Source organism: Oscillibacter sp. ER4 (genome assembly GCF_000765235.1).
Taxonomy (GTDB): Bacteria; Bacillota; Clostridia; order Oscillospirales; family Oscillospiraceae; genus Hominicoprocola; species Hominicoprocola fusiformis.
In genome coordinates, this window is sequence record NZ_JPJG01000034.1 from 1 (window position 1) to 14,207 (window position 14,207).

Annotated in this window: 16 protein-coding genes; 4 read left to right on the plus strand and 12 right to left on the minus strand. The window is 51.4% G+C overall.

What is annotated here, in order from left to right; genetic code table 11:
- Positions 1 to 49 precede the first annotated feature (49 nt).
- From NI20_RS0105865 to NI20_RS0105885, 5 genes are all read right to left on the minus strand, one after another.
- Entirely contained in the window at positions 50 to 3,319 is a 3,270-nt protein-coding gene (locus NI20_RS0105865; protein ID WP_052084458.1) for a DEAD/DEAH box helicase family protein, read from the minus strand.
- Between the two features lie 17 nt (positions 3,320 to 3,336).
- The gene (locus NI20_RS0105870; RefSeq protein ID WP_033120521.1) at positions 3,337 to 3,909 is read right to left on the minus strand and encodes a hypothetical protein; all 573 of its coding nucleotides are present in this window, start codon (positions 3,907 to 3,909) and stop codon (positions 3,337 to 3,339) included.
- A gap of 45 nt (positions 3,910 to 3,954) precedes the next feature.
- Positions 3,955 to 4,899: a MobV family relaxase gene (mobV, locus tag NI20_RS0105875; RefSeq protein ID WP_002575862.1), complete on the minus strand. Its 945-nt coding sequence runs from the start codon at positions 4,897 to 4,899 to the stop codon at positions 3,955 to 3,957.
- A gap of 173 nt (positions 4,900 to 5,072) precedes the next feature.
- Positions 5,073 to 5,468, minus strand: coding sequence for a replication initiator protein A (locus NI20_RS0105880; RefSeq protein WP_002575861.1), 396 nt, complete (start codon positions 5,466 to 5,468; stop codon positions 5,073 to 5,075).
- A 111-nt stretch (positions 5,469 to 5,579) separates the two neighbouring features.
- A complete protein-coding gene (locus NI20_RS0105885; protein WP_002575860.1) occupies positions 5,580 to 5,993 on the minus strand; it encodes a cysteine-rich VLP domain-containing protein in 414 nt (137 codons plus the stop codon).
- 228 nt (positions 5,994 to 6,221) lie between these two features.
- Here NI20_RS0105885 and NI20_RS0105890 point away from each other — a divergent pair, with 228 nt between their 5' ends.
- Both NI20_RS0105890 and NI20_RS0105895 read left to right on the plus strand, forming a co-directional pair.
- Positions 6,222 to 6,485: a hypothetical protein gene (locus NI20_RS0105890; RefSeq protein ID WP_002575859.1), complete on the plus strand. Its 264-nt coding sequence runs from the start codon at positions 6,222 to 6,224 to the stop codon at positions 6,483 to 6,485.
- Between the two features lie 78 nt (positions 6,486 to 6,563).
- On the plus strand, positions 6,564 to 7,364 hold the full coding sequence (locus NI20_RS0105895; protein WP_002575858.1) for a helix-turn-helix domain-containing protein: 801 nt from the start codon (positions 6,564 to 6,566) through the stop codon (positions 7,362 to 7,364).
- 80 nt (positions 7,365 to 7,444) lie between these two features.
- Here NI20_RS0105895 and NI20_RS0105900 read toward each other — a convergent pair whose 3' ends face one another.
- The 3 genes from NI20_RS0105900 to mobC form a co-directional block, all read right to left on the minus strand.
- Positions 7,445 to 8,665, minus strand: a complete 1,221-nt coding sequence (locus tag NI20_RS0105900) for an MFS transporter (protein WP_002584949.1) — start codon at positions 8,663 to 8,665, stop codon at positions 7,445 to 7,447.
- A gap of 1,129 nt (positions 8,666 to 9,794) precedes the next feature.
- Positions 9,795 to 10,121: a nucleotidyltransferase family protein gene (locus NI20_RS0105905; RefSeq protein WP_197055364.1), complete on the minus strand. Its 327-nt coding sequence runs from the start codon at positions 10,119 to 10,121 to the stop codon at positions 9,795 to 9,797.
- Positions 10,122 to 10,356: 235 nt separating this feature from the next.
- Entirely contained in the window at positions 10,357 to 10,662 is a 306-nt protein-coding gene (gene mobC, locus NI20_RS0105910; protein WP_033120522.1) for a MobC family plasmid mobilization relaxosome protein, read from the minus strand.
- Positions 10,663 to 10,862: 200 nt separating this feature from the next.
- Between mobC and NI20_RS14115 the strand changes: the two genes are divergently transcribed.
- Positions 10,863 to 11,417, plus strand: coding sequence for an AbrB/MazE/SpoVT family DNA-binding domain-containing protein (locus tag NI20_RS14115; RefSeq protein ID WP_052084460.1), 555 nt, complete (start codon positions 10,863 to 10,865; stop codon positions 11,415 to 11,417).
- A 2-nt stretch (positions 11,418 to 11,419) separates the two neighbouring features.
- Positions 11,420 to 12,229, plus strand: coding sequence for a hypothetical protein (locus tag NI20_RS0105920; RefSeq protein ID WP_052084461.1), 810 nt, complete (start codon positions 11,420 to 11,422; stop codon positions 12,227 to 12,229).
- On the opposite strand, the gene NI20_RS15010 is transcribed toward NI20_RS0105920, so the two are convergent.
- The 4 genes from NI20_RS15010 to NI20_RS0105935 form a co-directional block, all read right to left on the minus strand.
- Entirely contained in the window at positions 12,221 to 12,391 is a 171-nt protein-coding gene (locus tag NI20_RS15010) for a hypothetical protein (protein ID WP_022018218.1), read from the minus strand. The genes NI20_RS0105920 and NI20_RS15010 overlap by 9 nt on opposite strands.
- A gap of 139 nt (positions 12,392 to 12,530) precedes the next feature.
- Complete coding sequence (locus NI20_RS13815; protein WP_052084462.1) at positions 12,531 to 12,881, minus strand: replication initiator protein A; 351 nt, start codon at positions 12,879 to 12,881, stop codon at positions 12,531 to 12,533.
- Between the two features lie 91 nt (positions 12,882 to 12,972).
- Positions 12,973 to 13,236: a TnpV protein gene (locus tag NI20_RS0105930; RefSeq protein WP_033120523.1), complete on the minus strand. Its 264-nt coding sequence runs from the start codon at positions 13,234 to 13,236 to the stop codon at positions 12,973 to 12,975.
- A 63-nt stretch (positions 13,237 to 13,299) separates the two neighbouring features.
- The gene (locus NI20_RS0105935; protein WP_033120524.1) at positions 13,300 to 14,148 is read right to left on the minus strand and encodes a ParB/RepB/Spo0J family partition protein; all 849 of its coding nucleotides are present in this window, start codon (positions 14,146 to 14,148) and stop codon (positions 13,300 to 13,302) included.
- Between the last annotated feature and the right edge of the window lie 59 nt (positions 14,149 to 14,207).

A 14,207-nucleotide genomic window follows, 5' to 3' on the forward strand; every position in this document is an offset into this window, starting at 1 on the left:
TTGGCGCTCTCCGCCGTGACAGCGGAGCTATTTTGCCGTGACACTGGGGCTAAATCTCCGTGCAAGTGGTGCTCATGATCCGAAATTTACAATCTGTGAACACCTCCACGATGCTGCCGTGGTCGGTAAACGGCGCTTCCTGCAAAACGGACAGGTCCTTCATCATGCCGTTATGAACGATGTACTCCACGATCTGGTTCACAAAATAGATCTGTCGGCTATCGAGGCTGGCATCGTTCAGGTACTGCGCAAAAGCCTCCTTTGCCGCATTCATATCAAGCCCGACAATTTCCCGTACGAACTCGCCCAGCGGCTTCTGGCCATACTCAGCCTCATAATCCTGCTTCGTCCCGACCTCGCTCCAGAGTGCTTTCTCCAGCGCCTGCACATCCTCCGCAGTCAAAGGAACATTACTTTTTAGCTTGGCAATAACGGCGTCATCCATGTGCTGACGCACGTAGAACTCCGCCTTGGCCTTGTAGTTCTTCAGATCGTCGTTCTCCAGCTCAGATTCTTTCCAGTCCACAGACAGAATTTCGTCATCAAAATTCGTATCATAGTGCGCTTTACTGACCGGAATATACTTGATGAGGTCACGCAGATTCTCCCGGATGTGCTCAAATTCATTGATTCCGGCAGTCTCCACATAGTCTGTATGCAAAATCTTGTCGATCAGCTCAGCCTGTACCATAATTTCCGGGATGTTCGCCACAGATGCAACAGCGGAAACTTTCTTAAACAGGTCGCTGCGGGCTTTAGCGTATTTCTTTCCGGCGAGATAGGCAAGCTCGATGCCATACATCAGCGCGTCGAACCGCAGCGCCTTGGCATCGTCCTCTTCCGGTGTAATGAGCGGTGCAAGCTCCTGCCCCATGAGCAGCGTGTCCTCATAGGTCAAGGCATTGTAACTGTCCGGTTCGGCATACCGCTCCACATATTTCAGGTGCTGTCGAACCGCAAAATTATCCTTGTTCAACTCCTGCACCTTGCGCACCATGTCCTCCACCAGCGTCTTGCGGAAGGCAATCAAGTCCGTCGTCTGATACGCCAAGTCCTGTAATTTGAAGGCAATTTGGGCCTTCAGATGGAAGATCGCACCTTGCAGGGCAATCATATTGGCGGTGGGCCGTCCCTTGTTCATGCGAAAGAACTCAAAGTTGCCGCAGAAGTCGAAGATGTAGAACTTGTCCTTGTCCTTACCGTCCAGCAGCCCCGGACACAGACGGGTGCCTCGCCCGATCATCTGCCAGAACTTTGCCTTGCTCATGACCTTCTTGAAAAACACCAGATTCAGCACTTCCGGCACGTCAATGCCGGTGTCCAGCATGTCCACGGAAATGGCGATTTGAGGCAGTTTCTTCGGGTCGGAAAACTCGTCAATGGCGCTTTGGGCATAGGTCATGTAGTTGTCGATGACCTTGGCAAAGCCGGGAAGATGCGGGTATTCCTGATTGAAAACCGAAAGGATCTTCTCTGCATGGGTGTGATTTTTTGCGAAGATGATGGTCTTGCCCAGTTTGTTGCCGTAGTCGATGGTCAAGCCGTGGGTCATCAGTGTGTTCAGCACCTGCCGGATGGTGTCCTCGTTGAAAATCCACTCATTCAGCGCCGACGATGCAATGCTGTCCGGCAGCTCGCCGTTTTCATCTTCAAAGGTATCTTCATAGGCCCGTTTATCCGCGTCGGAAAGGTCATCATAGACGATGCCCTGTTCCATGAATTTCAGCTTCGTTTCCACGGACAGGAAGTCCACCAGATACCCGTCCTTCACCGCCTGCGCCAACTCATAGCCGTAGGTCGGTACGCCGTTTTCCAGCTCAAATATCTCATAGGTATTCTTGTCGATCTCATCCTTTGGCGTGGCCGTCAGTCCAACCAGCGGCGCGTCGAAATAATTGAAAATATCCCGGTATTTGTTATAAACCGAGCGGTGCGCTTCGTCGCAGATCACAAGGTCAAAGTGCCCGCAGGTGAAGAGTTTGCCCTCCTCGTCCTGTACACTGTCGATGACGTTGTACATGGTCTGATAGGTGGAAAATACGCAGTGCGCTGTGTAGTTATCCTTCTCCTCGCAGAGATTGGTAACGGAGAGATCGGGCAGCAGATTCACAAAGCTGCGCTTGGCCTGCGTGACCAGACTGTTGCGGTCAGCAAGGAAGAGAATATTTTTCACCCAACCATGCTGGAGCAGCACATCGCATAGGGCAATAACTGTTCTCGTTTTTCCGGAGCCGGTGGCCATGACCAGCAGCGCCTTGCGCCGGTTGCGTGCAAAGGCATCGCAGGCAGCTTTGATGGCGCCCTCCTGATAATAGCGTCCGGCTATCTTCTGATCCACCATGACATTTTTCAGGCTTGTCCGCATGGTCTGGAGATTGAACAGTTTTTCCAGATCCCGCTTGGAGTAGATAGCGGCACACTTGCGTTCGGGATAGATATTGTCCGTAATGCGGGTCTCAAAGCCGTTGGTCAGGAAAATGACCGGGCGGCGGTGATACTTCTTTTCCAGCAGGTCTGCATAGAGCTTTGCCTGCTGGCGTCCCTTGGCCACATCCACGCATGTGCGCTTAGCCTCCACCACTGCCAGCGGGCGGCCATCATCGCCGTAGAGCACATAGTCTGCATAGCCGACCTCGGACTTGTTTGGCATACCGGGCAGCTCTACCTCATTCAGCCAGTCCTTGCCCTCTGTCCAGCCCGCATCTGTGAGCATGGTGTCGATATACAGCTTGCGGGTCTTGTACTCAGACAGGTCGAGGGGCTTGGGCACATAGGTCTGCTGCTGCTCGGTTCGGCGGGCGGTGAGTTCCTCCTTCAGCGCAGCGTTTTCCGCCATCAGCGCGGCGAGCTCCACCTCCGGCACTTCCTGCACCGGAGCGGCGGAAACTTCGCTTTTTTGCGTCAGCAGCGCAGGGTAAAAATGCCCTTCGGTGTAGTTCTCACCGTAGCAATAGGCCACAAAATCCAGAAAGGCATACAGGTTTTCCAGACACAGCGCCGCCTGCTCTTCGGTGATTTTCTTGCCGGTGTGGGCGGCATTGTTGCCCATGCGACGGATCAGGTCCATCCGCCGCCAGATGTCTGTGCCCACAATGTCCCGGAAGTCCTCGGTGTTCATCAGACTGACCAACGTGTCCTGATAAGGCATGACCAGCGCTTTGTCCACGGAATACATCCACTTCACGGCGAACTCCATCGCCCTGCGGCAGTTCAACACGCAGGCGGAGGGGTCGATATGTAGAATCCGTTCAGCGGAAACCGCAACGGAGGCAAAGGGCTCGAATTGCGGATCGGCAGCGAAAATGTCAAAGTTGGTCATGGCGTATCGCCTCGCTTTTAGGTGGTAATATTTTCAAAATCAGGCAACTTTTTTGTTGCGCCATAGATTATTCTTGTTTTGCTATAGTCGCTCTCAATGTAATTACTGGTGTAATCAGCAAAATCAACATTTGCTGTCCTTGCCAAATAAAGAATTGAAATATAGAGTGCTGATAAGGCATATACAGCATTACTGTATGATGCACCCGAGAAATATTCTCCACGGTTGTGCTTTACTTCTTGGTATGCGTTCCACCACGAAAGTTTTCCGATGTCCCATCCTTGGAAAGGGGCGATAGTTCTTCCCCACCTTTTAACAGATACAACTGCATCCACGATACGGGGATATCTGGCCAAAATCGTTTCCTTATACTTCCCGATAGTTCCTTCCGGCTGTTTTCCTGTGATTTCAAGGCAGAGCAATTTGAAAACAGACTCTAATTCTGTACACGCAAGAATCAGGATTTTGGCAAACTCAAAGGAATGTACATTCTCCTGCCCAGAAGGTTCAATAAAGCGAGAGGTATTAGTAATATCACCCTCTAATGTGAGATAGTAATTCCAAATTTCGTTGATTGTCTGTGTTGTCATTACTCATCATCCCCTTCACATCAATCAGCCCGCCACTGAAATTCTTTACCTTTCCTTTCCATGCTGCCGCTGTTGCCGTTTCAGTTCCGCTAAAATCTCCGGCGGGATACGGTCAACCAGCCGCCGCATATCGTCCAGTTCGCTTTTTAACTTCGCCCGTTCCATCGTGTCATTCATCTTGCCTTTTTCGCTGGCCTTTGCCCTGACTTCCAGCTTTTCATTTTCCGCTAACAAGTCATTGATTGTGACCTTGTATTTTTTCAGTTGCCCGGAGAAGTTCTCCATCTGCGGAAACCACTTTTTCAGCATGGAGAGGGCTTCCTCTTTCTTCTTTCCGGCGTTCAGCGGGGTAATGCCGGAGAGAACCGCTTCAATGGCCCTCGCCTGTTTGGAGAGGTTGACCGCCTGTTTGAACAGCCGGGTGGGGATATGCTTCCGGCCCGTCTTGCTGGCGCTTTCCCCACGCTCCAGGTCGGGGTACTGCTCCACCATACAGGCGTGAAAATCGTCCTGCCACTTCGTCAGATTGGCCCGGTTGCCGATAATTTCTTTGGCGCACAGGCGGTTGTCCTTTGTCAGCGGCACAAAGACCAAGTGCAGATGGGGCGTTTTTTCATCCATGTGTACCATAGCCGAAACGATGTTCTCCCGGCCCACCCGGTCAATGAGGAAGTCCGCCGCCCTCTGGAAGTAGGCCGCTATCTCCTTTGGGGACTTGCCCTTGAAAAACTCCGGGCTGGCGGTAATCAGCGTGTCCACAAACCGAGTGCTGTCCTTGCGGGTGCGGCATCTGGCCTGCTCGATGCGGCTCTGAATGAAATGGTAGTAGCGGCCATCCGGCTTGACGATGTGGAAATTGTACTTGCTCCGGCTGGTGTCAATGTCCGGGTTGCTGGCGTACTGCTCCTTTTTCCGTTCATGGTGGGCTTCCAGCGGCCCCGCCGGGTGGCCCTTGTGCTTCTCAAATCGCAAAATTGCGTGTTGTGCCATTGAACTCCTTTCCCCATTCCATTCCTTTCCGGCGGGTTTTCCCGCCGAAAATATCTCTGATAGGATTGGAATGGAATGAATGTAAATAGATGGTTTTAATCTCTGTATTTCTATATACCGTCAGATTTCCGTACTTCAAGAGGATTGATTTTCGTACTCGCCAAGTACGGTTTTCAGCCCTCCGGCGTACCATAACCGGATTTCTTGAAGTCGGTGTTTGGAACCGCTTCATAGGATTTCGGGTAAATGCGGTTGGGTTTTCCACAGCCCTGTTTCTGGATTTCCACCAGCCCCGCATACTGCAACTCCCGCAGGGTGTTGACCGCTTTCTGCCGCCCGCAGCGGAGCAAAGCGACCACCTCGCAGATGGGGTAGTACAGGTAGACCCGCCCGTACTCGTCCGCCCAGCCGTTCTTCCGGGACAACTCCGCCCGGCGCAGGACAAAGGCATACAGCACCTTCGCTTCGTTGCTCAAGGGCTGGAATGTGGGTGCTTCAAAAAGGAAATTGGGGAGCCGGGTGAAACTGAACGCCTTTTCCGGCTGGTGAATATAAATCGTGTTTGTCATAGCGTGTTTTGTGGACGGTTAGAGGCCCGTTTTCCGGGGCGAATGATAAATGATACCAGCCGCCCCGGTTGAGGGCTTGCGGAGCCTTGCAAATCAAGGCTTTTCCCGCTCTTAACTGTCCACAGCAGACCTCCTTTTCCGTTCACTTTCTGTTTTCTGCCGCCTGTGAACTCTGGCGGCGCAGTCCGGGCAGTATTTGCCCCGGTTGGACTTCGGGACGAACACACCGCCGCACTCCGCACAGCGTTTCAAGTCCCTGTCCCGGTAAATCTCCGCTTCCAGCGTCCTGTCCAGCGGCAAGACCGCCCAGCGGAACCACTTGCAGCAGACGGAGAACGAAATCATCTGCGGACAGGCGCAGGTGTCGCCATCGTCCAGCGCAAGGCAGTTTCCGTCCTCGCAGTTGCAGCACTCCCGGCGTATCAGGCCGCTGGCTCGTCTCTTCTGGGGCGGGGTTATGCGGTAGGGGGAGCCGTCCGGCCTGTGTTCCAGCGGCGGCAGGTGTTGATAGGGTCTTTTGCTCATGCGTCCCTCCGTTTTCTTTGGCGTGTTCTGTTTCCAAGGTGCTTGTCCATCGATGAACTATCCCAAGTCTACACCTTTTTGACCGCCTGTGCCGTATATCCAAGAGGTAGGAAATCAGCCTGAAAAACTCCCTATTTCCACGCTCTCGGATTTGTGATATAATCAAAAAAAGATAAAAGACAAATTCAGGTTTCTGGTCTTCTTGCACAAAATAAAGGAGGAGCTATTATGCAAATTGTTTATATTCCAAGCGAATCAATGTCTGTTCAAGGTAAAAAAGATGAAATCTATAAAAGATATGGGAAAGACTGGAATATTAGAGAACAGGGAGGAGGTAACGGAAATTGGTTGTTGACCAGAAAAAGTGATGTGCTTGTAGATGGAAAAAGTTATCGTACTTTTGTACTTGAACACTACGGTAAATCCAAGCTGACAGCGAAGCTTGTTGATAAATTTCGTGAAGATGTAGCAAATGGTAAAATAAAACTGTAAATGCCTATGCCGTTATGCTATGAGCATAGTACATAGCATAACGGCTTCTCTTTCGTTGAGCTAGCAAGGAGGGTGAATATGTCTTTATCCATACAAGAGCGATTAAAAGACCTACGTGTGGAGCGTGGCTTGACGCTGGGGCAGCTTGCGGAGCAGACCGGGCTTTCCAAGTCTGCGCTGGGCAGTTACGAAACGGAAGACTTCAAGGACATCAGCCACTATGCCCTTATCCGGCTGGCGAAGTTTTACGGTGTGACCGCTGATTATCTGCTGGGGCTGTCTGAAATGAAAAATCACCCAAACGCCGATCTTGCAGACCTGCGTTTGAGTGATGAAATGATTGACCTGCTGAAAAGCGGGAGGATAGACAATACCCTGCTGTGTGAGCTGGCGGCGCACCCGGATTTCCCCCGGCTGATGGCTGACCTTGAAATCTATGTGAACGGAACGGCACTGAAACAGGCGCAGGGTGCAAACGCCATAGTGGACACGATGAGCGCAACTGTTATAAAAAAGCATAATCCTGGCATGAGTGATACGCAGTTAAGACAGCTTATCACCGCCCATATTGATGAGGACGAGTTTTGCCGCTATGTGATACAACGGGACATAAACGGGATTGCCCTTGCTCTGCGGGAAACACACAAGGACGATTTTTTCAGCGTCCCAGAGGATAACCCGCTAAAAGAAATGCTGGAAACTGCTGGTGAAATCGTCAGCCAGGACAGCGACACGGAACAAGCGTACTTGGCGTTTATCTGCAAACGGCTCAAGCTGAATTTTAGGAAGCTGTCAGTAGAAGAACGGAAGTGGCTGAAAAAGATTGCGGAAAAATCCGACTTGCTGAAGAATCCAAAACCGCAGAGAGGACGAAGATAAAAAATGCCTGAACGGCGGTTCTGGTTTTTCAGAACCACCATCCAGGCATTTTGTTTAGTAATAGAAAAAGGTGCAGTTGATTATTGCGTATTGTCAATCTCTCTCAAACCGGGTAGTAAAAATACGGCAAGCGCAACGATGATAATGCCAATTCCGCAAATGACAAACCATTTCTCAACTCCCAGCCGCTCCGCCAGAGGCCCGGAAATGACAAGGCCAAACGGCATGGCGAGGGAAGCGGCGCTTGTCAGTAGAGAAAAAACTCTCCCCAGATATTCTGGTTTGACCGTTTCTTGAAAAATCGCATTTTGCACACCGTAAAATGGAGCGGAAATTCCCATAACAGTACAGCACACAACAAAGACAAGAAATGCGTCTGGCGGCAAAAGCCCTGAGAGCATATTGCTAACGCCCATCAGGAGAACGGAAAGACCGATGGTGTACCGCCGTTTCTTAAAACCGCCCCAAATGCTCAGAATGACTCCGCCAAGCAGCATACCAACCGCAAAAGCAATTTCAGCGGCAGAGGCATGGGCCGGTGTTCCTTTGAAGTATGACATACAGATGAGAGGAAAAAGCGTACTGATTGGCATATAAAAGAACATATAAATTACACCAATCCAGAGCAGAGCAAAGAGGCCCCTGTTTTGCTTTAATACCACATACCCCTCTTTCATATCCTGTAAAAACTGTTGTCTTTTCGTTTCTGGACATAGTTCAGGCGTTGGTATGGACGAAATCGCAACAGTCACACAGGCAAGGATTGCACCCACAATATCTAACAATATAATTGCATTAAGAGGCCAAACAGCATATAAAAACGCTGCGGCAGCTGGACTGATAATCGCACTTACTGCTTGCATGGTCTGCGTGTAACCAGCGCATTTTGTAAGTTCCTCTTTTGGCACAATCATAGGTGTTGCTGCGCTGAATGCTGGAGAATGAAAAGCAGTTCCCGCACTTCGGATTAACAGGACAACCATAATAGACCATACGGGCAATTCCATGTAAAACGCCACCAGCGCCAGAATACCGCCAGCGGCGGCAATTATCAAATCCGCACCAATCATTACGCTTTTACGGCTGTGCCGGTCAACAAAAGCACCTGCAAACGGGCCTAAACAGGCTTGCGGCAAAAATCCAATCAGTGTTGCCGCCGTCAATATGATTGCAGAATTAGTTTTCGCAACCAAATAAAAGATAATGGCCATTTGCAAAATACCGCTGCTAATAAAGGATATTGCTTGTCCGGCAAGAAGTGTAAAATAAGTTTTTCTCCATGAATTGTTGTTTTGGGTCATAATGCGAACCTCCTTTTTTATTGCATTGTTCCTTTGTTTCTGCAATAAAAAGCAGGCGTTGTCCCACAGAGAGGGCAGACGCCTGCATAACAACAAAGCACGAAAAAACACCACGATACAGTTCAAAGACTGCTCGTGTCAAACCTACGTGTTCCTTTGCATACGCACGCAAAAAAAGCCCACCATCATGTGGAAAGGTACTTCTACTTTTTATTGCTTATTAGCGTACACAAATTAACACACGTAAGCCTCCTTCCAATCTCAAACTGTCGCACAGTATAACACACATCCGATAGACTTGTCAACCATTTTTAACCTTGTTTTCCATCTTGTTTTTCCATCTCTTACGGGCAGTAGCAAAGCCAGGCGAGCCAGTCAACGGTCAAGATGAACGGCGCTTTCAGCGCCGCCGTTGACAGTCTCGCCCGTCTTTGCTAATGGGTAATCAAGGCGGGAAAGCCATTTTAGGGCTTTCCCGCCCATTTCAATTTTGGGAGAAGAAAGGCCCCAAAATGAACGAGTGCGGCCAAACACTTTTAGGGATTGGCCACCTTGTCCACCCATCCAGCGGGGCGGCGGGGAACGGTCAAGGCCGGGCGTCAGCCCATTCATTTCAGCCTTGACGGTTTCCTGCCGTCCTGCTACTTTTCCCGGAGTGTGGCCACACATCTGGTCACGGTGTCCAGAGCTTTGGGACTTTTTGTCCCATAGGCCGGGGGCGGAGGACGAGGGACGGGGGCTTTCATAATACGCCCTGTCTGCTGCTGAAATCAGCCCTTTGTTTCCGGCTTACCAGCCCCAAACAAAGCCCTGCTTTCCTGCCGCGTCAAATGCCCTTGCCCTCCCCGGCGGCAACGGTATTTTCAGGGCAACGCCGACAGAGCGTATAACACACTACACTTTGCTCCGCAAAGTCGTGTGCCAAATGGGGCGCTGCCCCCTTTGGAAACCCCCGCAACAAACAGGTGCTATGCACCCAGCCGGGAGCATAGCGCCGTTTGTTGTCAGCAGCCCGTTTCACGGTCTGCGTGTAGTTCCTTGTAAACTGACCTAATGGAAAGTTTAAAGCTCATTATGACAGTGTTTTTAGGAATGATCTTTATCCCGCTTCCATCAACTGCTGTTGCAGTTATCTTCTCAGCAGTATTCTCGATGTATTTATTGCATTTTGTAAGATCGGCAATACTCCCTCCTTGCTGATGGCTTCCCGCAATTCTGGGGACAAATCAGAACATAAATCTATCACATCAAAGGTCAGCAATGTATGCGTTTCTTCCTCAACATCCAGTCTGAAACGGCATACATTGCCTCCCTGCACAGCTAAATCAATATCGCTTGTGCGGCGGAAGTCCCCTCGCGCGCGGGAGCCGAAGAGAATCACCGTTTGGATGTGATGCCTATTTGCCAGATTAATGATTTGGTGAATAACCGTTGAATCAATTCCGTACTTTGTCATCACACCAACTCCTTCGATAAGCCTTCAAGCTCGCTGACCGCTCCACCTACAATTCTACAAAGTAATTATACCATAAAACGCTGTATCCACAAGCAATATTTCGATGCTTGCGTCCCAGAAGCGGGAATTGATCGATATAACAAAAACGGGCGCGCAGCCTTGAGAAAGGAGGCTGCGCGCTCTGCTTTTTGTCGTTGGCCTTGTTCAGACGGCATATATCTTGGAATAAGCTATCTCAAAGCCGCTTTGCGATCTGCCAGATCACCCGCTGTGCTGTCGTGACTGCGGCAATGTCTTCCTTCGTGGCAAAGCCGCGGGTGTTGACAACATGAGCGATTTGATTGATGTTATTTCCAATGCCGGCGAGTTGACGCCGGATTTCGGCGTATTCAGCGAGTGGTCGGGATCGGAGGTTCATGCCAGAGATCAGCGCACGGAGGAATACTTCCATTGGGAAGCCAGAGAGCATAGCCTGCTGTTTCAAATGTTCATGTTCCTGCTCATTCAAACGGAGCGATATTTTGATTGGTCGTTTTCTCATGATCGTTTTTCCTTTCAATTCATAAGGGGTTATAGGGGAATTGCTTCCCCTAACAAGCGCATTTGGACGGCCAAATGCTATGCTTGCGAATTCAGCTTCTGTATAGCGGTTTCATTTTTGTGACAACGCTGTTGTAAAATTAACTTCTTGATTTATTGGTGTCCAATGTGTATAATAATTGTGAGAAACTTTTGAGGTGAATGACCGTGCTACACGAGGAACGAACTGCAAATATTCTTATCAACAAGGCGGGTGGAAACACCGGTCCGGATGCCAAAGGTTACCGCGTGGCGCTGCCATCTGTTTGGATGAAGGCCCTGGGTATCTCTGAGGGCAGCCGGACCGTAACGCTGCAATTTGATGGGGAAAGCATCACCATCCGCCGCCCTGCCGTGTCTGATTACGATGTCTTTCTGGCCAATGCCCGAAGCAGCGCTCACGCCCTCCTGATCCTGTACTACTACGATGGGAATAAGCTCTGTACGAAGATCTGCGCTGACCAAACCACTCATCAACTTGCCATCGAAAACGAGGCCAGTTCTCCCCTTTCCACCGCTTTCGGCGTGAACCGCAAGCCCACATGGGACGATCTGCAAATCTTCTTGAAAGACCGCTGTGTGCCGCAGGAGCGGGACGGTTTGAAATATTACCTGTCTGACTTGGGACTGGACTGCTATGACCCGCTGGCGATCATCCGCAAGACCGAAGGGCGCATGGCAGAGGATTCGTGCTGGATCAAAATTGTGGAGGGCTGAATATGTCGATCAGACTGACAACGGGAAGCCGCATCGCAGAAACCTCGTCTAAGGGCAATCAGGAAAAATGGCTGGCAGATGGCCGCTGGTACAAGCTGGATCTGTTCGGCTACGAGGGACTGGCTGAAGCCGTGACCTCTGCGCTGCTGGCACAGACCAATACAGATGCGCTGGGCTTTCACTATGTGACCTACCGCATGGAGCGGATGGAAGTCCACGGACACATCCGAAACGGCTGTTCCAGTGCCAATTTTCTACGTCAGGGCGAGGCCATCCTGACCGTTGCGGAACTGCTGCGAAAAGGCGTTGGCCCGGACTGGCAGACCGCGGTAAACCGCCTGCCCAATCTTCAGAGCCGCCTTGCGTGGTTGGTGGAGCAGGTTGAGCGGCTGACGGGACTTGACCGCTTCGGCACCTATCTGACGCTGCTGTTCGAGGTGGATATGCTGTTCGGCAACGAGGACCGGCATCTGAACAACATCGCTGTGCTGCGCTGCGGTGATGGCTTTGACTACTGCCCCATCTTTGACTTCGGCGCGGGTTTGCTGTCCAACACACGGGATTATCCCATGGAAATCGAACCGGCCGCATTGGTGCGGCAGCTCAAGGCTCAGCCCATGAAAACGGGCTTTGTCCGACAGGTCCACGCGGCGCAAAATCTATACGGGCCGCAGCTTCGCTGCGACTTTGCCGAAAAAGAGATCATGGCCTCCCTTTCAGAGCCGCTGGAGTTTTACGCCAAGCGGGATGCTCCCTATATCCGTGACCGTGTGACGGCCTGCATCAAATTCCAGCGGAAAAAGTTATTCTGATTTTCTGCCGTCCTCCCGCAGCCACGCGCCCCGCAGCACCATGCGGAGATACGCCGCCCGCCCGATGCCGTGGTCCTGCGCGGTGCGGGTGAGCCGCTCATATTCTGCCTGCGTCAAGCGGAGATTTACCTGCTTTTCCCGTAAGTTCTCTTTGTTCTTCATCTGATGATCCTCCCTATTATTCTTTTTTCGGCTTGGTATATATTTATCTCAGTATCGCTCTACTCAGTCTTATTAGACGCTGAAAATCAGCGCACCTGAACGCTGATTTTCAGCGTTCTTGAAATTCGAAAATCGAAAGTCAAGAAATTCGGTTTTCGAATTTCAGGGGGTACAGTGCAGACGGCTTCCCCAACCCTTGCCGTTTCCGGCGCAGCAGGCCAGCTTGCTCCAGTTCGGATAGCAGCTTCTCCGCCTTGTTGTGGGCGCAGCCCAAGTCCTCCATAATGTGGCTGATGCCATAGTAAACAAAGGCGCGCCCTTGCTTATCGAACCACCCGCTTTTGCGGGAAAGTCCCATTTTGTCCAGCAATAATCCGTAAAGTAATTTTGCTTCACAATTCATGTTTTTGAATGGCTCCTCCGTAAACAGCACCTTTGGAACACGGTAAAATGTAAATAACTCTGATTCATGCTCATAGAAATAATCCATATGGTTCCTCCTTGCCCGTTGGGGCATAAAAATAGCGGAGGCAGGCATTTGACCTGTCTCCGCTTTTTGCTTTTGTTTCCTTCTTGGGGCGTTATTTGGACTCTCGCAGGATCTCAAGTGCGGCGTTTTTGATGTTGTTCATCGCACCTACCCACGCCATTTGATCCTGCGCCTTCAAGTCCTCGTCGATGCCCTGTGCTTCCGCCATCTGGCGGATGATGGTTTCCAGCAGCTTGTCCTCTGTGGTGTCCGACTCCGGCGGCAAAAGGCAGGGATAATACTGCTCGCCCCGCAGCTCGTAGTAAAGACCGTTCTCAAAAATGACCGGCGGCAATGGCGGTAAATTCTGCTCCATAATCCTCGCTCCTTTCTGCCGCTATTGTACGGAAGAAATTTGTATAGTGCCAGTATACGAAAATCATCGCTCTCCCCTGTTCTTTGCGCGGTAACGGGCCTCCAGCAGCTTGATGATCTCCCGCTCCATCTGCTGCGCAGAGTAATTGCGCGGGAAATACTTCCGCAGCGACTCGGTTTTGATGCGGATTTGCTCTTTCTGATTGGGCTTTTCCTCGGTGAGAATGGCGTACAGTACCTCCGGCGTCAGTTTTGCCTCGCGGGAGAGCTGCTTCATACGGAGTGCCTGTGACAGCGATGGTGTGGCGTCCTCCCGCCCGATCAAGTCCCACAGCTCCGCCTGCTCGTCGCGGGTGAGATAGGACAGCTCCACGGCGGGAGAAAAGGCGATGCGTCCATCGTCCACCATCTGAAGCAACGGCGGAACAAGGTTGGTCAGGCGGATGTAGCGTTGAATGGTGCGGCCACTTTCGCCGGTTGTTTCACCAATAACATCTGCTGTTTCATAATTCCCGACAAGTTGTCGGGGATTATCTTTACGTGGCCTCCCCGCTTGCCGTTTCATGGCCTCCAACTTCATCTTGTAGGCAAACGCCTTTTCACTGGGCAGCAGGTTTTCCCGCTGGAGGTTGCTGTCCACCATCAGGATCACCGCTTCATCGTCGGTCATTTCCCGCACCAGCACCGGCACGGTGGGCAGGCCCAATTTCTGCGCCGCCAATCGCCGCCGATGCCCGCTGACCAGCTCGTAGCCCTCCCCTTTTGGCCGCGCCAGTAAGGGTGACAGAATACCATAGGTGCGGACGCTCTCCACCAGCTCGTCCATGGCAGCGTCCTCCCGCACCTGATAGGGGTGCTTTTTAAAGGGTGTCAGCTTGTCCGGTGGAAGCTGCGAGATAAATTCCTTCACCATACCGCCCCTCCCTCCGAAAGCGCGGCGGACACGTTCACATGGTAGTGAAGGTCGGAGCC